Raw genomic sequence first — 18,527 nt, forward strand, 5'->3', positions numbered from 1 at the left:
CCGCCGGAGGTCTGACGGCATCTCCTCCCACGGCTAGGCGGGCAGGCGCCGGCGCCCTACCCAAGGCGTCGCTCCTCAGCCGTCGAGGCGGACGAAGGCCCAGCAGTCATCGAAGCGGCGCTCGGCCAGGTCGGAGCGGCGCATCCAAATCTGCAGGTGTCGCTGGCCATGGAACCAGTCCTCATCGGTGAACTGGCCCGGGTTGATGTCAGCGAACATCACGTGCTCGTCATCGCCGCTTAGCGGCAGCTGGGCGTCGAGGATCTTCTGGTAGTCGGGGTTGAACTCGTTGTAGCCGTAGCCACAGAGTCGCGACACGGGTACGAGGCGTGATGGGTCGCCGCCCCACGGCGCACTGGTGGCTGCCAGGTCGGGAGCCAGCAACCTGTTGTGGGTGTAGGGATAGTTCTCCAGCCAGGTCCGGCTCCGCTGGTATCGATCCCAGGTGTCCTGGTCGGGATGGTGGAGGTCGAGGACCGAGGGGACGGTGGCCATCGGACTCGGCCGGGCCGCCAGTGGGCCGGTACGTGCGGCGATGGGAAGGTCGTCAGGGAGGGCGGTGGGGGCGAAGTCATCGAAGTCATCGGTGTCGAACCAACGCACTCGTCAAGCGACGTCGCCGGCGTCCTCAGGGTTCCCGTAGGTCTCCAGGTCATGGAAGACCTGCAGCAGGCCGCGGGGCGGCAGCCCGATCTCGGGTCTCATCATTTCCCAGTCGTCATCGAGATCGACCTGGACCACGTGCGCGAGCGGCGTCCCGTCGGCCCTGCGCGGCCACTCCTCGCCCGCCGGGGCGAGCGGGCGGCCCGCGAACCAGGACCGCGTGTACCGGGCGAGCTCGGCCTCGTCATCGGTCTGGGGGAAGGTCGTCACCCGGACCAAGGCCGCGGCCACGCGGATCGGCATCTGCTCAGCACTGAACGCGACCTCGGGGTGCGCGCGAAACGCGTCCGGGTCTTCCATCGCGAGCATCCGGTTGGGGACCAGCACCGCGTACAGGAACGAGTGCCAGTCGCTCTCGGGGTCTGCCTGCCTCAGAGCCTCGAGCAGCTGCGGCGCCAGCTCTGGCTGGCCCCGCAGCATCTCGACGACCTGCTGCACGAGACTCATGTAGACGGCGTGGCTGCGGTCCTCGCTCCACGTGCGCGTGCGCTGCACGTGATCGGCCCACAACCCGCGGACGTCATCGTACGGAGTCAACGTGCTCCTTCTCTTGGCGTCGAACTCGGCTCTCCGACTCTCGCCCTCAGCGGGGCTGGTACGTCGTGGTGCGCTCGGCGACCGGACGGCCGATGCCGGCGCCGATCTCGACGAGCTCCTCGATGGTCTTGGCCGAGCCGTGCTCGGAGCCGGCCATCCGGGAGATCGTCTCCTCCATCAGGGTGCCGCCGAGGTCGTTGGCGCCGGCCGCGAGCATCGCGCGGGTGCCCTCGACGCCGAGCTTGACCCAGCTGGTCTGGATGTTGTCGATGCGCCCGTGCAGCAGGATCCGGGCCAGCGCGTGCACCGCGAGGTTGTCGCGCAGGGTCGGGCCGGGGCGGGCCACGCCGGCGAGGTAGATCGGCGCCGAGGTGTGCACGAACGGCAGCGGCACGAACTCGGTGAACCCCTGCCGGCCGGCCTCCAGCGACTCGTCCTGGATCCGCGAGAGCACCCGCAGGTGGCCGACCCAGTGGCGCGGGTTGTCCACGTGGCCGTACATCATCGTCGAGGTGGTCGGGATGCCCAGGCGGTGCGCGGTGGAGACGATCTCGATCCAGGTGCGGGCCGGGAGCTTGCCCTTGGTGAGCACCCAGCGGACCTCGTCGTCGAGGATCTCCGCGGCGGTGCCCGGCAGCGAGCCGAGCCCGGCCTCGCGAGCCTTGATCAGGAAGTCCTCGATGGACAGCCCTGTCCGGGCGGTGCCGTTGACGACCTCCATCGGGGAGAAGGCGTGGACATGCATGTCCGGCACCCGCGCCTTCACCGCCGCGACCAGGTCGAAGTAGGCCGTCGCCGGCAGCTCGGGGTCGATGCCGCCCTGCATGCAGACCTCGGTGGCGCCCAGGTCCCAGGCCTCGGCGGCGCGGTCGGCCACCTCGTCGAGGGACAGCGAGTAGGCGTCGGAGTCGGTGCGCCGCTGGGCGAAGGCGCAGAAGCGGCAGCCGACATAACAGACGTTGGTGAAGTTGATGTTGCGGTTGACGACGTAGGTGACGGTGTCGCCGACGGCCTCGCGGCGCAGGTGGTCGGCCAAGCGGCACACCTCGTCGAGCAGCTCGCCCTCGGCGGTCATCAGCGTCAGCGCGTGGGCGTCGGAGAGGTTGCCAGGATCGGCCTCCGCCGCGGCCAGGGCCTCGCGGCCCTCCGCGGTGAGCACCGCCGGTGCCCCGTCGGCCGAGCCCGTCGAGATCCCGCTGGTGGACACCGCCGCCTCGCGCACGGCGTCCCAGTCGCCGTAGACGCTCTCGAAGTCGCCGCGGCGGTCCTCGCTGCGGCCCTCGGAGTCGACGGCGGTGTGCAGGTCGGTGCGCCCGGCGCTGGCGAACCCGCCGTCAGGCTCCTGCCACGGCAGCCCCACCGGGCGTACGCCGGGGCGCGCGAGACCCGCGCGGGGGCCCTCGAGGATCGCCATCGCGGCGACGTGGCGGTGCAGTCGGGGGTCCACCCACGGCGTGCCGCCGGTGAGCGAGGGCACGACGTACTCGGGGTGGACGGTGAGGCGCGGGACCAGCTCGAAGCCGCACGCGGCGCTGACCTCGCGCAGGCGCTCCAGGGAGGGCCAGGGGCGCTCGGGGTTCACGTGGTCGGGGGTCAGCGGGGAGACCCCGCCCCAGTCGTCGACGCCGGCGTCGAGCAGGGCGCGACACTCGGCGAGGTCCACCAGGTTGGGCGGGGCCTGCACGCGGGCCTTCGGGCCGAGCACGAGGCGGGTGACCGCGATCGCGGCGCGGTACTCCTCGAGGCCGAGGTCGTCGGTGTGGCGCATGGCGGTGTCCGGCTTGGCGCGGAAGTTCTGGACGATGACCTCCTGCACAGCGCCGTAGGCCCGCGCGGTGGCGCGCAGCGCGAAGATCGTCTCGGCGCGCTCGGTGAGGTCCTCACCGATGCCGACCAGCAGGCCGGTGGTGAACGGCACCGCGAGCCGGCCGGCGTCCTCGAGCACCCGCAGCCGCAGCTCGGGGTCCTTGTCGGGGGAGCCGTAGTGCGCCTCGCCCTTGGTTTCGAAGAGCCGGCGCGAGGTGGTCTCCAGCATCATCCCCATCGAGGGGGAGACCGCCTTGAGCCGGTTCATCTCCTCCCACGACATGACGCCGGGGTTGAGGTGCGGCAGCAGGCCGGTCTCCTCCAGGACCCGCACGGCCATCGCGCGCACGTAGGCCAGCGTGGAGTCGTAACCCTGCTCGTCGAGCCAGTCCTGGGCCTCGGGCCAGCGGTCCTCCGGGCGGTCGCCCAGGGTGAACAGCGCCTCCAGGCAGCCCAGCTCGGCGCCCTGGCGGGCGATGTCGAGGATCTCGTCGGGGGAGAGGTACGGCGCGCGTTCCTCCCGGGCGGCCTGGCCAGGGGTCTCCACGAACGTGCAGTAGTGGCAGCGGTCGCGGCACAGACGGGTGACCGGGATGAACACCTTCGGGGAGTAGGTCACCACGGCGGGGCGGCCGGCGGCCACGAGCCCGGCGTCGCGGACCTTCGCCGCGGCGGCGCAGAGCCGGTCCAGGTCGGGCCCGCTCGCGGCGAGCAGCGCGCCCGCCTCCGCCACGTCGAGGGCCGCGCCGCGCTCGGCGCGTGCCAGCGCCCGGCGTACCTGCTGCGGGGTGGGACGGTCAGTGGTCTGGCTCACCCGAGTCAGGCTAACCGCGCAGGGCGGCTTCCGCGTCGGGGGCCCGGTCCGCGGGAGGCCCGGTGCGATCCAGGCGGCTGGGCCACCAGATGCGCGGGCCGAGGTCGAGGTTGAGCGCGGTGACCAGCACCGAGCGGACCACCAGGGTGTCGAGCAGGACGCCGAGCGCCACCGTGACGCCGAGCTCGGCCAGGAAGACCACCGGGATGGTGCCCAGCATCAGGAAGGTCGCCGCCAGCACCACGCCCGCCGAGGTGATCACACCGCCGGTGGAGGCGAGCGCGATCAGGGCGCCCTGGCGGGTGCCGTGCAGGACGGTCTCCTCGCGGACCCGGGTCATCAGGAAGATGTTGTAGTCGATGCCCAGGGCGACCAGGAAGACGAACGCGAACAGCGGGAACCCTGGGTCGGAGCCCTCGAAGCCGAAGACGTACTCGAAGAGCAGCGCGGAGATGCCGAGCGCGGCGCCGAAGGACAGCACGACCGTGGCGATCAGGACCAGCGGCGCCACCAGGGCGCGCAGCAGGACGATCAGGATCAGCAGCACCACCGCGAGGATGAGGGGGATGATCACCAGGTTGTCGCGGATGGCGGCGGTCTTGGTGTCCAGGTAGACCGCGGAGCTGCCCCCGACCACCGCGTCGGCGCCGGGGACGGCGTGCACGGCCTCGCGCGTCGCCTCCACGACGTCGAAGGCCTGGGTGGAGGAGACGTCGGCGCCGTCCAGGGCCGCCTCCACGAAGGCGGTGTCGCCCTGCACGACCGGTTTTCCGGCGGCCACCAGGCCGTCCACGCCCGCGAGCGCGTCGACGACCGCGGGCACCGAGCTGGAGTCGGTGACCACCTGCACGGTGTTGGACTGGTCGACCAGGCCGTGCTCGGCCAGCACCGCCTGACCGTCGATCGACTCCAGGTCGACGGTGTAGGAGTCCTCGGTGGCCAGCCCCTGGGTGTCCAGGCGCAGCCAGCCCAGGCAGGCCACGGCCAGGATCGCGGCGGTCACCACCCACACCGCGCGGGGACGCGGGCGGATCGCCTCGCCCACCCGTGCCCAGAACCCGCTGCGGGTCGGCTCGGGGGAGCGGTACGCCGGCCGCTTGGGCCAGAAGACCCAGCGCCCGCAGATGACCAGCAGGGCGGGCAGGAAGGTGATCATCACCAGGAAGGTGACCGCGATGCCGACCGCCGCGACCGGGCCGAGGCCCTTGGTGGAGTTGAGGTCCGCGGCGAGCAGGCAGAGCATGCCCGCACAGACCGTCGCGGCGCTGGCGAGGATCGCGGGGGCGGCACGGTGCAGTGCGACCGCCATCGCCTCGTGGCGGTCCTCGTGGCGGCGCAGCTCCTCGCGGTAGCGCGCGGTGAGCAGCAGCGCGTAGTCGGTGCCGGCACCGATGACCAGGATGCCCAGGATCGCCTGGGACTGGCCGTTGACCGTGAGGTCGGCGTAGCGCGCGAGCAGGTAGACCACCCCGCCGGAGGTGAAGTAGGCGACCACGGCCGACAGGATCGGCAGCAGCCACAGGACCGGGCTGCGGTAGGTGAACAGCAGGATCACCACGACCACGCTCAGGGTCAGCAGGATCAGCGTCGTGTCGATGCCCTCGAAGGCCTCGGCGGCGTCGGCCGCCTGGCCGCCCGGCCCGGCGATGTAGACGTCCGTGCCGTCGGTGGCCGCGATGCCGCGCAGGTCCTCGGCGGCGTCGGGCATCCGGTTCCAGCCCTCGGCGCCGAAGTCGAAGGTGACGATGGTCTGCGCCACGGCGCCGTCGGCGGACACGAACGGGCCGAGCACCTGGCCCGAGACGCCGTCCACCTCGGCGTACTCGGCCACGTCCTCACGGAGTGTGGAGAGCTGCGCGGGGTCCAGCGAGCCGCCGTCGGCGCGGTGCACCACGATCGTCGGGATCGCGTCGGGGTCGCGGAACGGCTCGAGGCGCTCGATGGCCCGCGTCGACTCCGCGGACTCCGGCAGCCACGACGACGCCTCGTTGTTCTGCACGTCGGTGAGCTGGCCGGCGAGACCGGCCATCGGGATCACGATCAGCACCCAGACGACGGCCACCACCCACTTGGTGACCCGGCCGGTGAGTCGTCCTGCGATCTGGCGATGCATGTGTGCTCCCGCGGTCCGATCGGTTCCCCGGGGCGCCCCGGGCTCCAGGGTGACGACCCGCGCTCCGCGCCGATCTCACCTGTCCGCGGCAGGTGGTCTGGACCAGTTGTCGGGGCCGCGTCACACGTGGCGGGGCGCGGTCGCGTACGCCGCGCTCAGACGTCCACGCGCAGCCAGAGGTGGACCGGGTCGCCGAGGTGCAGCGCCTCGGCGCGGCGCACCCGGTCCTTGACCGGGACCACGTAGCCGCCCTCGCGGGGCCACAGCGCGGTGGTCCACTCGGTGCCGCCGACGCGCAGCGTCACCGGGACCATGCCCCAGCCGTAGGAGACCAGCGGGGCCACCTCGTCGAGGGCGACGCACTCTTCAGGCGGCACCACCACGAAGTGGTACGGCGCGGGACCGCGCCACTCCACCAGCTCGCCGCTGAAGGACAGCTCCATCCGGCCACCCTAGGTGCGGCGCGCCTCAGCCGGCGGGGGCGTGGATCGCCTGGCGCACCCGGTCGCAGAGCTCGACGTACTCGGGGAACGCGCGGATCTCGGCGGCGGGCAGGCGGGGGCCGCCCTCGTTGAGGACCGCTGGGACGTCGAGGACGATCCGGCCCGGGCGCGGGCTCATCACCAGCACTCGGGAGCCGAGGAAGACCGCCTCGTCGACGCTGTGGGTGATGAACAGGATCGTCTTGCCGGTGGCCCGCCAGATCTCCAGCAGCTCCTCCTGGAGGCGTTCGCGGGTGAGCGCGTCGAGGGCGCCGAACGGCTCGTCCATCAGCACGATGTCGGGGTCGTTGGCCAGCACCCGGGCGATCTGGCAGCGCTGCTGCATGCCGCCGGAGAGCTCGTAGGGGCGGTGGTCGTGGAAGTCCTCGAGGCCGACGAGGCGCAGGTGCTCCTCGGTGACCCGGCGCCGTTCGGCGCGCCCGACGCCGCGCAGCCGCGGGCCGAGCTCGACGTTGCGGCGTACCGAGAGCCAGGGGTAGAGGGTCGGTTGCTGGAACACCACCCCGCGCTCCTCGCCTGGGCCTTGCACGGGCCGGCCGTCGAGGGTCACCCGGCCCTCGCTGGGCGACATGAAGCCCGCGAGCAGGCGCAGCAGGGTGGTCTTGCCGCACCCGGAGGGCCCGGCCAGGGCGACGAGCTCGCCGGGCTCGATGGCCAGGTCGATGCGGTCCAGGGCGGGGACGGCCGCGCCACCGACGTCGAAGTGGTGGCGGACGCCCTCGAAGGCGATGGCGCGGCCGTGGCTCACTGCGCGGCCCTCGTGGCGGGACCGGCGTCGACGTGCTCGTCGTACTGCGCCTGCGGGCCGACGGCGTCGATCTCGCCCTGCTCGTAGAGGAACTCCGCGGTGGTGCGCAGGTCGCGGGCGAGCTTGCCGCCGAGGTAGTCGGCGGAGGCCTGCTCGTCGGCGCGGAGGTAGTCGAGGCCCTCGAACTGTGCCTCGGCGGCCTCGGGGTCGATGCCGAGCACGACGGCGACGGAGTCGGCGGCCGCAACCGGGTCGTCCTGGATCAGGCCGACCGCATGGTCCTGGACCTTGGCCCACATCGTCAGGAAGTCCTCGTTGTCCGCGGCCCACGAGCGCTCCACGGTGCCGACGTCGAACGTCGGGCGCCCGGCGGCGGCGGTGTCGGCGCTGGAGAGCAGGCGGGTGCCGCCGTCCTCGAGCAGCTGGCTCTGCACCGGGTCCCAGACCCACGCCGCGTCGACCTGGTCGCTCTGCCAGGCGGCGGGCATCTTCTCGGGGTCGAGGTTGATCACCTCGACGTCCTTGGCGGGGTCGAGGCCGGCATCGGCGAGCGCCTGGAGCAGCGAGTAGTGCGCGGTGCTGCTGAACGGCGTCGCGATCGTCGTGCCCTCGAGGTCGGCCACGTCGGTGATGGACGCGTCCTTGACGATGAGGGACTCGGCGTCGCCGATGACGTCGTGGATCCAGACGACCGCGAGGTCGACGTCGCGCATCGCCGGCGCGGAGGAGGCCCGCGTGGCGGGCGCCGAGCCCATCAGGCCGAGGTCGACCTCGCCGGCGCCGTAGTAGGTGATGACGTCGCCGCCGGAGGCGGCCTGGACCCAGGAGATGTCGGCGTTCGGCAGGCAGGCCTCGAGCAGGCCGAGGTCCTTGACCACGACGTCGGCGTTCGGGATCGCCTGCCAGGCGATCCGCGCGGTGGAGGTGACCGACTCGTCGGGCTCGAACGGGCAGTCGGTGGCGGGGGCCGCACCGGCGTCGGCGCTGGTCTCGGAGTCGCCACCGCAGGCGGCGAGGGACGTGGAGAGCGCGACGGCGCCGAGGGCGGCGAGGCCCCTGGTCAGGGAGGTTCTCACGGGTGGTGCTCCTTGGAGTCGGGATGGGTCGGCCCGAGCCGGGGACGGGAGGGGGAGTCGGGGGACGTGGGCGGGCGGAGGCGCCGGGGGCGGGGCCGGTCAGGCCTTGCCGCGCCACGGGACGAGGGCGCGTTCGAGGCTCTTCAGGCCCAGGTCGAGGGCGATCGCGGCGAGGCCGATCACGACGATGCAGGCGATGACGAGGGCGGAGTTGAGCTGCTCGCCGGCCAGGTAGGCCAGGCCGCCGATGCCGGGGATGCCGTTGGCTATCTCGGCGGCCACCACGGTGGTCCAGGCGAAGCCGACGGCCACCCGGACGCCGGTGAGCACCTCGGGCAGCGTGGCGGGCAGGGCCACCGAGGTGAGCACCTGGCGCCGCGAGGCCCCCAGGGAGCGCGCGGCGTTCAGCATGTCCTCGCGGACCCCGCGTACGCCGCTGATCGTGGCCATCGCGACCGGTGGGAACGCGGCGAGGAACAACAGCCAGATCTTGGAGGTGTCGCCGATGCCGAACCAGACGATCAGCAGGCCGATGTAGGCCAGGGGCGGCAGCGAGCGCAGGAAGTTGAGGTAGGGCTCCAGCACGACGCCGACCCAGGTGGTCGCCATGAGCAGACCGAGGGGGACGCCGACGACGATGGCGGCGCCCACCCCGATCGCGATGCGGCGGAGGCTGGCCAGCAGGTGCTCCCACAGGTAGTGGTTCTGCTCTCCGCGCACCATCCGGTCCGAGCCCTCGCGGACCGGGTGATCGGTGTTGGCCTGCACGAAGGCGTCCCACACCGCACCGGGGCCCGGCAGGTAGAGCGGCCGGACCAGCTCGAGGCGGGTGATGAGCCACCAGGCCGCGACCAGGACGGCGAGGGACAGCGCGTGCACCCCGGCGCGCCGCAGGCGGGCGGCGGTGCGCGGGGGCCGGCGAGGCCCGGTGCCGGGTCGCGCGGGCGCCGCGGGTGAGGAGGTCGCGAGCAGGGCCATGGAGTCATCAAACCACATGGAATTAATAGACTTACAAGACGGCGTGACAGGCAGTGCCTTGCGGTCCAGACCACACCGCGGCGCCTCCTCGTGGGGGACCTCTGGTGCCCGCGGAGGGTCGCTGGCAGGGTGGCGGCATGTATCCCGGGACCTGGGCAGCCACGCATCCGGACCGCGTCGCGCTCGTCATGTCCGGCTCCGGCCGGAGCCTCACCTACGCCGAGCTCGACGAGCGCAGCCTGCGCCTCGCCCAGCACCTGAGGGCGGCGGGGCTGCGGCGCGGCGACGTCGTGGCGCTGCTGAGCGACAACTGCCCGGAGGCCTACGAGGTCTACTGGGCGGCGCTGCGCTCGGGCCTCTACGTCACCGCGGTGAACCACCACCTCGCGCCCGAGGAGGCCTCCTACATCGTGCGCGACTGCGGCGCGCGGGCGCTGGTCGTCTCCGCGGGCCGCGCCGAGCTGGTCGAGCGCCTCGACGTCGACGTCCCCGAGCGGCTGGCATACGGCGGGGAGGTGGCCGGCTACGGCGACTACGAGGCCGCGCTGGCGGCGGCGTCCGTCGAGCCGCTGGCCGAGCAGCCGCACGGCGACGACTTCCTGTACTCCTCGGGCACGACCGGGCGCCCCAAGGGCGTGAAGGTCGACCTGCCGGACATCGCCGTGGACGAGCCGGGCTACCGCTACGTCACGATCTTCGGCGGCCTGTACGGCTTCGACGAGGAGACCGTCTACCTCTCCCCGGCGCCGGTCTACCACGCCGCGCCGCTGCGCTTCGGCGGCGTCGTGCACGCCCTGGGCGGCACCCTGGTGATGATGGAGCGCTTCGACCCCGAATCGGTGCTCCGCGCGATCGAGGAGCACCGGGTCACCCACACCCAGATGGTCCCCACGATGTTCGTGCGACTGCTGAAGCTGCCCGACGAGGTGCGGGCGAGGGCCGACGTCAGCTCGCTGCGCTGCGTCATCCACGCCGCCGCACCCTGCCCGGTCGAGGTCAAGCGGCGGATGATCGACTGGCTCGGTCCGGTCGTGCACGAGTACTACGCCTCCACCGAGGCCAACGGCGCGACGTTCATCGACGCCGAGCGCTGGCTGGCGCACCCCGGCTCGGTGGGCACCGCGCTCCTCGGCGTACTGCACATCTGCGGGGAGGACGGCACCGAGCTGCCGCCGGGCGAGGTCGGCACGGTCTACTTCGAGCGCAGCGAGCTCGGCGGGCGGATGCCGTTCAGCTACCACGGGGATGCCGCCAAGACCGCCGGCACCCAGCACCCGCAGCACCCGGACTGGACCACGGTCGGCGACCTCGGGTTCGTCGACGGGGAGGGCTACCTCTACCTCACCGACCGGGCGGCGTTCACGATCATCTCCGGCGGGGTGAACATCTACCCCCAGGAGATCGAGGACCTGTTCAGCCTGCACCCCGCGGTCTCCGACATCGCGGTCGTGGGGCTGCCGGACGACGAGATGGGGGAGCGGGTGGTCGCCTTCGTGCAGCCCGCGGAGGGCGCCGTACCGGGTCCGGCGCTGGCCAGCCAGCTGCGCGCCCACGCCCGGGAGCGCCTCGCGCACTACAAGGTGCCGACCGAGATCGTCTTTCGCCGCCTCCTCCCGCGCACCCCCACCGGCAAGATGGTCAAGCGCCAGCTCCGCGCCGAGTACGCCGAGTCCCCCTGACCCCTGACCCCTGACTCCTTCCCCCGCCCGTGCTCGTCGGCTCCGCTCCGCGTCGTACGCCGAGTCGGGGTCAATGGCGTGCCGAGTCGGGGCTGATGGTGCGCCGAGTCGGGGTCAATGGCGGGGTTCTCCCCAGGTTCCTGTGCCGAACCTCGCCACGAGGGCCGACTCGCGCAACCACACGAGCCGACTCGCGCAACCACGAGGGCCGACTCGCGCAACCAGGAGGGCCGACTCGCGCAACCACGAGGCCCGACTCGCGCAACCACACGAGCCGACTCGCGCAACCACAAGGCCCGAGTCGGCGGAGGGTCAGGTGTAGAGGGAGTCGAGGACGTCGGCGTACTTGGTGTGGACGACGCGGCGCTTGAGCTTCAGGGTGGGGGTGAGCTCCTCGGACTCCGGGGACCACTCGACGGGGAGCAGCTCGAAGGCCTTGACCTGCTCGGGGCGCGACAGGCGGGAGTTCGCGGCGTCGACGGCCTGCTGGGCCATGGCGAGGATCGCGGGGTGCTGGGCGAGCTCGGCCAGGTCGGCGGTGCCGAGCCCGAGCCGCTCGGCGACCACGGGGGCGACCTCCGCGTCGAGGGTCAGCACCGCGACGACGTAGGGCCGGCCCTCGCCGAAGACCAGGGCGTGGCCCACGATCGGGGACTCCTTGAGGAGGTTCTCGATGTTCGACGGCGCGATGTTCTTGCCCGAGGAGGTGATGATCATCTCCTTCTTGCGGTCCACCACGGTCAGGAAGCCGTCCTCGTCGAGCACGCCGATGTCCCCGGTGTGCACCCAGCCGTCGGCGTCGACCAGCGCGCGGGTGGCGTCCTCCTGCTGGTGGTAGCCCGGCGTGGTCACGGGGCCGCGGGCGAGGATCTCGCCGTCCTCGGCGATCCGGATCTCGATGCCGGCCAGGGCGCGCCCGACGGTCCCCATCCGGAACGACCCGGGGCCGCACGCGGTCACCGCCGCGGTGGTCTCGGTCATCCCGTAGACGTCGTAGATGGCCATCCCCAGCCCGCCGAAGAACCGCGCCACCTCCAGCGGCATCGGCGCGGCGGCGGACGCGGCCCACTCGCAGCGGTCCAGCCCGAGCAGGGCGCGCAGCAGGCCGAGCACCTGGGCGTCGGCCGCCTCGAAGCGCGCTTGGAGCTCGGGGGAGGTGCTGTGCCCGACCTGGGTGGACTCCACCCACTCCAGCCCGACCGCCATCGCCTGCTCGATCCCGGCGCGGCGCTGCTCGTCGGGCTCGGCGGCGAGCTTCGCCGAGACGCCGGTGCGGATCTTCTCCCAGACCCGCGGCACCCCGAAGAAGCGCGTCGGGCGCACCTCGCCGAGGGTGGCGAGCAGCAGCGCGGGGTCGGCGATCAGGTGCACGTGGGCGCCCTTGACCTGCGGGACGTACATGCCCAGGATCCGCTCGGCGATGTGGGCGAAGGGCAGGTAGGAGATGAAGATGTTCTCGCCCTCGGGCCGCGAGGTCCGCAGCGAGCACTCCGCCTCGAACATCACGTTGTGGTGGGTGAGCACGACGCCCTTCGGGTTCCCGGTCGTGCCGGAGGTGTAGAGGATCGTCACCGCCTGGTCCGGCTCGATCGCGTCGATGCGGGCCCGCACCTCGTCCGCGTGCGCGGCGCGGTACGCCGCCCCCTCGGCCAGCAGCTGCGACCACCCGACGTACCGCTCGCCCTCGGGCAGCCCGTCGAGCGCGCTCTCGTCGAGCACGACCACGCGGCGTACCGAGCCGCTGGCGTCCAGCGCCGGGCCCCAGCGGGTGAGCTGGTCGGCGCCCTCGAGCACCACGACGCTCGGCTCGGAGTGCCCGGCGACGAAGGAGACCTGGTCGGGCGCCAGGGTCAGGTAGACCGACATCGGCACCGCTCCCGCATGCACGGCGCCGAGGTCGGCCACGACGTGCTCGATGCGGTTGCCGGCCATGATCGCCACGGTGTCCCCGGGAGCGACGCCGAGCGCGACCAGCGCGGCCGCGACGTCGAGGGCCTGCCCGTGCAGCTCCCGCCACGACACCGTGCGCCAGCCCGGCGCGTGGGCGCCGCCCGGCTCGACGATCCCGACCTTGTCGGAGTACGCCGGGGAGTCGCCCATCTCCTCGACCGTGCGGGCGAGGGCGGCCGGGAGGGTGAGCCCGGCGATCTGCTGCTCGATCTCGCGCCGCGCCTGGAGCACGGCGGGATCGGTGGAGGAGGAAGTGGTCGGGTCGGCGGTGGGGGCGGCGGGGTCGGTCATCAGTAGCTCCTCGGGAGATCCAGCATCTGGGTGCCGATGTGGGCGAGGATCAGCTCCTCGGCCACGGGGATGTTCCTGCCGATCCGGGCGTCGCGGAAGAGCCGCTCGACCGGATGCTCCTGGGAGTACGCCATGCCGCCGTAGGTCTGGAAGGCGCGGTCGGCGGCCTCCCACGCGACCTGCGCGCCGGTGAGCTTGGCGATGTTCGTCTCGTTGCCGCAGGGGCGGCCGTGGTCGAAGAGCCACGCCGCCTTGTAGGTCATCAGCCGGGCCAGCTCGGTCTTCGCGCGCACCTGGGCGAGGGGGAACGCGATCCCCTGGTTGGCCCCGATCGGGCGGCCGAAGACGACCCGCTCGCGGGCGTAGTCGGCGGCCAGCCTCAGCGCCGCGTCCGCGGCCCCGACGCCGCCGGCCGCGGCCAGGATCCGCTCGGGGTTGAGCACGTCCCACAGCACCCGGAAGCCCTGGTCGACCTCGCCGACCACCCGGTCCAGCGGCACGCGCACGTCGTCGAGGAACACCTGGCTGGAGGTGACCACGTTGCCGCCCATCTTCGGGATCGGCGTCCAGCTCAGCGTCCCGGCGTCCCGCGCCTCCGCGACGTCGACGAGCAGCACGGTGAACCCGGCCGTGCGCGAGCCCAGCTGCTCCTGGGCGTCCTCGGCGCGGGTGGTGCGGGCGACCACCAGCATCCAGGTGGCGTTCTCGACGCCGGAGATCCAGATCTTCTGCCCGCGTACGACGAGCTCGTCGCCCTCGCGGCGCGCGGAGGTGCGGATCTCGATGGCGTTGCTGCCCGCGTCGGGCTCGGTCAGCGCCAGGCAGAACTGGGTGCTGCCGTCGGCGACCCCGGGCAGGATCTCGCGGCGCTGCTCCTCGGTGCCGTGCCGCGCGAGTGTAGTGGCACCGAAGCCGGGGGTGAGGATGTAGAGGAACGTCCCGGCCGTCCCGCCGGAGGCGGCGAGGGTCTCGCAGGCCACCGCGAGCTCGAGCATGCCGGTGCCCCCGCCGCCGTACTCCTCGGGGACGGTGAGCCCGATCCAGCCGCCGTCGGCGAGGTCGCGCCACGCCTCCGCGGGGAAGCGGTGCTCGGCCTCGCAGCGCGACCAGTAGGCGTGGTCGTAGCGCGCGGCGACGGCCGCGACCCCCTCGCGCACGGCCAGTGCGCTCTCGGGGAGATCGAAGTCCATCGCCGCGCCCCCGCTCAGATCCCGAGCGTCCGACCGATGATCTCCTTCTGGATCTCCGTCGTCCCGCCGTAGATCGTCTGGATCCGGCTGTCGACGTAGGCCTTGGCGATGGGGTACTCGTTCATGTACCCGTAGCCGCCGTGCAGCTGGACGCCCTGGTCGGCGAGCTTCTTCTGCAGCTCGGTGGTCCACCACTTCGCCATCGAGGCCAGCGCGGTGTCGACCTTGCCCTCGTTGAGCTTGAGCACGCAGTCGTTGACGAAGAGCCGGGCGATGTGGACCTCGGTGGCCATCTCGGCGAGCAGGAACCGGTTGTGCTGGAACTTCCCGATCGGCTTGCCGAAGGCCTCGCGCTCCTTGGCGTAGTCGAGGCTGAGGCGCAGGATGTGCTCGCAGGCGGCGACGGCGATCGCGGCGATCGAGATCCGCTCCTGGGGCAGGTTCACCATCAGGTTGATGAAGCCGGAGCCCTCCTCGCCGAGGAGGTTCTCCTTGGGCACCGCGACGTTGTCGAAGAACAGCTCGGCGGTGTCCTGGGCCTTCAGGCCGATCTTGTCGAGGTTGCGGCCGCGCTCGAAGCCCTCCATCCCGCGCTCGACGACCAGCAGGCTGATGCCCTGGTGGCCGGCCTCGGGGTTGGTGCGCGCCACGACGATGACCAGGTCGGACAGGATGCCGTTGCTGATGAAGGTCTTGGAGCCGTTGAGGACGTAGTGGTCGCCCTTGTCGACGGCAGTGGTGCGGATGCCCTGGAGGTCCGAGCCCGCGCCGGGCTCGGTCATCGCGATCGAGGAGATCAGCTCGCCGCTGACCAGGCCCGGCAGCCAGCGCTGCTTCTGCTCGGGGGTCCCCAGCTCGCTGATGTAGGGAACGATGATGTCGGTGTGCACCGGGAAGCCGAGGCCGCTCGCGCCGACCCGGCCGATCTCGTCGGAGACGACCATGTTGTAGCGGAAGTCCTTGATGCCCGGGCCGCCGTACTCCTCGGCGACGTCGAAGCAGAGCAGCCCGGCCTCGCCGGCCTTGCGCCACACCTCCCGGGAGACCTGGCCGTCACGCTCCCACTGCTCGTGGAACGGGACGACCTCCTTCTCCAGGAACGCGCGCATCGTGGCGCGGAAGTCCTCGTGCTCCTGCTCGAGGATCGACGGGGTCTCAGGCATGGGGTTCCTTCCGGGTGGCGCCGCCGGGCGGGGTGCGAGGCGACGTCATGGCTCAGGTGCGGGGTCGGGCACGTGACCTGGGTCTCGTGCAGCCCAACTGTGACAGCATCGCTGTCACAGTTCAAGGGCTGTCGAGGCGGTCGATACCGTGGAGGTCATGAGCGAGCACCTCGGGCGCGACCAGCTCCTCACCGTCGACGAGCTCGCCGCGGTCACGGGGACGACCGTGCGCACGACGCGCTACTACGCCAGCCTCGGCCTGGTGCCGCCGCCGGTACGCCGGGGACGGGTGGCCTACTACGGCCCCGTGCACCGCGCCCGGCTGGACATGGTCCGGGCGCTCCAGGACCACGGGTTCACCCTCCAGGCGATCGAGCGGTTCCTGACCGGCCTCCCCTCGGAGGCCACGGTCGAGGAGCTGGCGCTGCAGCGCGCGATGCTCACCTCCTGGACCGGGCAGCCGGCGGTGGAGCTGGTCCTCGAGGAGCTCGAGGAACGGGCCGGGCGCCGCCTGGACGCCCACGACCTGCGGATGCTGGAGAAGGTCGGCAGCATCGAGCGCGGGGCCACCGGGTACGTCGCGCTCCCCAGCCTCGCGGTGGGCGTGGAGCTGCTGGACATGGACGTGCCGGAGGACGCCGTCGAGGCCGCGGGCCAGGCGATCCGCCGGCACATGGGCGCGCTGGCCGACGAGCTCACCGACGTGCTGCGCGAGGGCGTGCTCGCGCCGTACCGCCGCGAGCCGCACTCACCCGAGGACGCCGCGCGTCTCGAGCACACGATGTCGCGGCTGCGTCAGCTGACCCTCGAGGCCGTGGTGACCGGGTTCCAGCGGGCGGCGAACGCCGTCATCGCCCGTTCCCTGCGCCAGGGCTGATCCCCAGTGCGCGGCGCAGCGGCTTGGTGAGCTGCTCGGCGTAGACGGTGGTCACGTGCTCCCCGTCGCGCATCGCGACGTGGGATCCGATCACCGCCGGGCAGCCCTCGTCGGTGCAGAACCACCGCTGCACGTCGATGAAGTCGATGCCGCGCTCGTGGGCCACGCGGCGGCTGTCCAGGGCGACCAGCCGGTCGTGCTCGACCGGGTCGCTGAGGCAGTCGCCGAGGCTGGCACCGGTGCTGCCCAGGCAGTCCACGGGGGAGTCGGTGCGCTTGGGGGTGTCGCCGAGCAGCACGGTGCGCCCGGCGTGCGGGGAGACCTCGTCGAACAGCTCGGCGAAGCCGGTGCGGGTCGCTGCGCGGATGGTGTCGTCGTCGCGGGTCAGCTCGCCGTCGATGATGGCGCGGGCGGGGGCGGTGCCGGTGACGACCAGGAGGTCCGGGGCCAGCTCGGCGACCTGCTCGGTGGCCCACTCGTTGAAGCGGGTGCAGTCCTTGACCTCCTCGCCGGCGTTGGTCCCATGGGTGACCCGGACCGGGCTGCACCCGGGCCGGACCAGGTAGTAGGCGGCGTAGCCGGCGTCCTCGGCGATCCGGTCCAGCGCCGGGATCCAGTGGCGGCCGTGGGAGTTGCCCAGCAGCACCAGCGTGCGCTCGGCGTCCGCGTCGCCGCGCACGCACAGCGTCCACGGCTCCTCGCGATAGTCGCAGTCGCCGACGTCGGCGCGGTCCTTGCGCAGCTCCAGCACGGGCGGCTCGAGCGAGCCCGGCACGCGGGCGTCGGCCAGTGCGGCGGTCACGGAGGCCTGCACCAGCGCCACGGCGGAGTCGTCGGAGAGCTGCCCGCCCGAGGGCGCCTCGTTGTAGTCGGTGACGGTGATGGCGGGCGCGTCGTTGGTCGCGCGGTCCAGGAGGGCGACCGAGGTCAGGGAGCCGACGAGCACCACCGCGACCGCGGCCGGGTAGAGCGTCAGCGCCCGCGAGATCGGGGTGGGGGACAGAGTGCGGAAGGGCGTCTCGACCCAGCGGTAGCTCGCCCAGGTCAGCAGTGCGATGAACGCGACCGCCACCAGGGTCTCGCGGCCGGTCAGGTCGCGCCCGACGTGCTGGGTGGCGATCGCCAGCACCGGCCAGTGCCACAGGTACAGCGAGTACGACGCGTCGCCGACGACGCGCAGCGGGCGGATGCCGAGCAGTCGCTGCATCAGCGGCGGCTCGGTGCCGCGGTGCTCGGCGCCCGCGACCATCACTGCGCCGGTGCCCAGCACCGGCAGCAGGGCGGCCCAGCCGGGGAACGGCATCTCCTCGGTGACCGCGAAGCAGGCCACGACGATCGCGGCCAGGCCGGTGGCGGCGAGCAGGTTGCGCGCCCGGTCGGTGAGGCTCCCGGCGAACAGCGGCGCGGCCATCGCCAGGAGCGCCCCGACGCCGAACTCCCAAGTGCGGGTGAAGGTGGAGAAGTACGCCGTGTCCGGGCTGGCGCTCGAGGCGTGCAGCGACCACAGGAAGCTGGTCAGGGTCATGACCCCGAGCACCAGCGCGATCGCCGGCAGCGGCGAGCGCGCCGCCGAGCGCGCGCCGCGGGCACCGGCGCCGGCCGAGCGACGGCGTACCCACCAGATGCAGAGCACCAGCACCAGCGGCAGCACGAGGTAGAACTGCTCCTCGACCGCCAGCGACCAGTAGTGCTGCAGCGGCGAGGGCGGGATGTCCTGCGCGAAGTAGTCGGTCTCCTCGGAGGCGAAGCGGATGTTCGCGCCGAAGAACGCCGCCCAGAGCCCGTCGTACGCCGCGTCGCGGGCGTCGACCACGTTGAGGAAGTGCCACGACGCCCCGACGGTCACCAGGGTCACGAACGTCGCCGCCGGCAGGATCCGGCGCGCGCGCCGGGCGTAGAACCCCACCAGCGAGATCGTCGAGTCGCGCCGGATCTCGCGTAGCAGCAGGTAGGTGATCAGGAACCCGGAGACGACGAAGAAGACGTCGAGGGTCACGAATCCACCCGGGTAGGGGCTGTAGCCGGCGTGGTAGAGCAGGATGGCGAGCACGGCGAGTGCTCGCATGCCCTGGATGTCGTCGCGGAATCCGCTGCGGCGCACGAGGGTCCTTCCGAGTCGGATCGGGGTGCGACGCCACC

Annotated in this window: 14 protein-coding genes; 2 read left to right on the plus strand and 12 right to left on the minus strand. The window is 72.4% G+C overall.

Features of this window, described 5'->3' with window-relative positions:
- Positions 1 to 75 precede the first annotated feature (75 nt).
- The 8 genes from HOQ23_RS12185 to HOQ23_RS12220 form a co-directional block, all read right to left on the minus strand.
- Complete coding sequence (locus HOQ23_RS12185; protein WP_172214848.1) at positions 76 to 603, minus strand: hypothetical protein; 528 nt, start codon at positions 601 to 603, stop codon at positions 76 to 78.
- 3 nt (positions 604 to 606) lie between these two features.
- On the minus strand, positions 607 to 1,200 hold the full coding sequence (locus tag HOQ23_RS12190; RefSeq protein ID WP_172214849.1) for a DUF1963 domain-containing protein: 594 nt from the start codon (positions 1,198 to 1,200) through the stop codon (positions 607 to 609).
- Positions 1,201 to 1,246: 46 nt separating this feature from the next.
- Positions 1,247 to 3,820, minus strand: coding sequence for a bifunctional FO biosynthesis protein CofGH (locus HOQ23_RS12195; protein ID WP_367650477.1), 2,574 nt, complete (start codon positions 3,818 to 3,820; stop codon positions 1,247 to 1,249).
- 10 nt (positions 3,821 to 3,830) lie between these two features.
- Complete coding sequence (locus tag HOQ23_RS12200) at positions 3,831 to 5,933, minus strand: MMPL family transporter (protein ID WP_172214850.1); 2,103 nt, start codon at positions 5,931 to 5,933, stop codon at positions 3,831 to 3,833.
- A 155-nt stretch (positions 5,934 to 6,088) separates the two neighbouring features.
- A complete protein-coding gene (locus tag HOQ23_RS12205; RefSeq protein ID WP_172214851.1) occupies positions 6,089 to 6,376 on the minus strand; it encodes a DUF1905 domain-containing protein in 288 nt (95 codons plus the stop codon).
- A gap of 25 nt (positions 6,377 to 6,401) precedes the next feature.
- Positions 6,402 to 7,184, minus strand: coding sequence for an ABC transporter ATP-binding protein (locus tag HOQ23_RS12210; protein WP_172214852.1), 783 nt, complete (start codon positions 7,182 to 7,184; stop codon positions 6,402 to 6,404).
- Entirely contained in the window at positions 7,181 to 8,260 is a 1,080-nt protein-coding gene (locus HOQ23_RS12215; RefSeq protein WP_172214853.1) for an ABC transporter substrate-binding protein, read from the minus strand. Before HOQ23_RS12215 ends, HOQ23_RS12210 begins: the two co-directional genes overlap by 4 nt.
- Positions 8,261 to 8,359: 99 nt before the next feature.
- Positions 8,360 to 9,238 carry an ABC transporter permease gene (locus tag HOQ23_RS12220; protein WP_172214854.1) on the minus strand — a complete coding sequence of 293 codons (879 nt, stop codon included), beginning with the start codon at positions 9,236 to 9,238 and terminating at the stop codon, positions 8,360 to 8,362.
- Between the two features lie 137 nt (positions 9,239 to 9,375).
- On the opposite strand from HOQ23_RS12220, the gene HOQ23_RS12225 reads away from it, so the two are divergent.
- A complete protein-coding gene (locus HOQ23_RS12225; RefSeq protein ID WP_172214855.1) occupies positions 9,376 to 10,917 on the plus strand; it encodes an acyl-CoA synthetase in 1,542 nt (513 codons plus the stop codon).
- A 312-nt stretch (positions 10,918 to 11,229) separates the two neighbouring features.
- Here HOQ23_RS12225 and HOQ23_RS12230 read toward each other — a convergent pair whose 3' ends face one another.
- The 3 genes from HOQ23_RS12230 to HOQ23_RS12240 are packed head-to-tail and all read right to left on the minus strand — an operon-like array spanning position 11,230 to position 15,511.
- Positions 11,230 to 13,158 carry a long-chain fatty acid--CoA ligase gene (locus HOQ23_RS12230; protein ID WP_172214856.1) on the minus strand — a complete coding sequence of 643 codons (1,929 nt, stop codon included), beginning with the start codon at positions 13,156 to 13,158 and terminating at the stop codon, positions 11,230 to 11,232.
- Entirely contained in the window at positions 13,158 to 14,348 is a 1,191-nt protein-coding gene (locus HOQ23_RS12235; protein ID WP_172214857.1) for an acyl-CoA dehydrogenase family protein, read from the minus strand. The genes HOQ23_RS12230 and HOQ23_RS12235 overlap by 1 nt, the downstream gene beginning before the upstream one ends.
- A 14-nt stretch (positions 14,349 to 14,362) precedes the next feature.
- Positions 14,363 to 15,511: an acyl-CoA dehydrogenase family protein gene (locus HOQ23_RS12240; RefSeq protein WP_172214858.1), complete on the minus strand. Its 1,149-nt coding sequence runs from the start codon at positions 15,509 to 15,511 to the stop codon at positions 14,363 to 14,365.
- 157 nt (positions 15,512 to 15,668) lie between these two features.
- On the opposite strand from HOQ23_RS12240, the gene HOQ23_RS12245 reads away from it, so the two are divergent.
- On the plus strand, positions 15,669 to 16,388 hold the full coding sequence (locus HOQ23_RS12245; protein ID WP_172214859.1) for a MerR family transcriptional regulator: 720 nt from the start codon (positions 15,669 to 15,671) through the stop codon (positions 16,386 to 16,388).
- On the opposite strand, the gene HOQ23_RS21585 is transcribed toward HOQ23_RS12245, so the two are convergent.
- Entirely contained in the window at positions 16,360 to 18,489 is a 2,130-nt protein-coding gene (locus tag HOQ23_RS21585) for an acyltransferase family protein (protein WP_172214860.1), read from the minus strand. The two genes, HOQ23_RS12245 and HOQ23_RS21585, sit on opposite strands and share 29 nt — an antisense overlap.
- Between the last annotated feature and the right edge of the window lie 38 nt (positions 18,490 to 18,527).

It is taken from the genome of Nocardioides sp. zg-DK7169 (genome assembly GCF_013155365.1).
Classification (GTDB): Bacteria; Actinomycetota; Actinomycetes; order Propionibacteriales; family Nocardioidaceae; genus Nocardioides.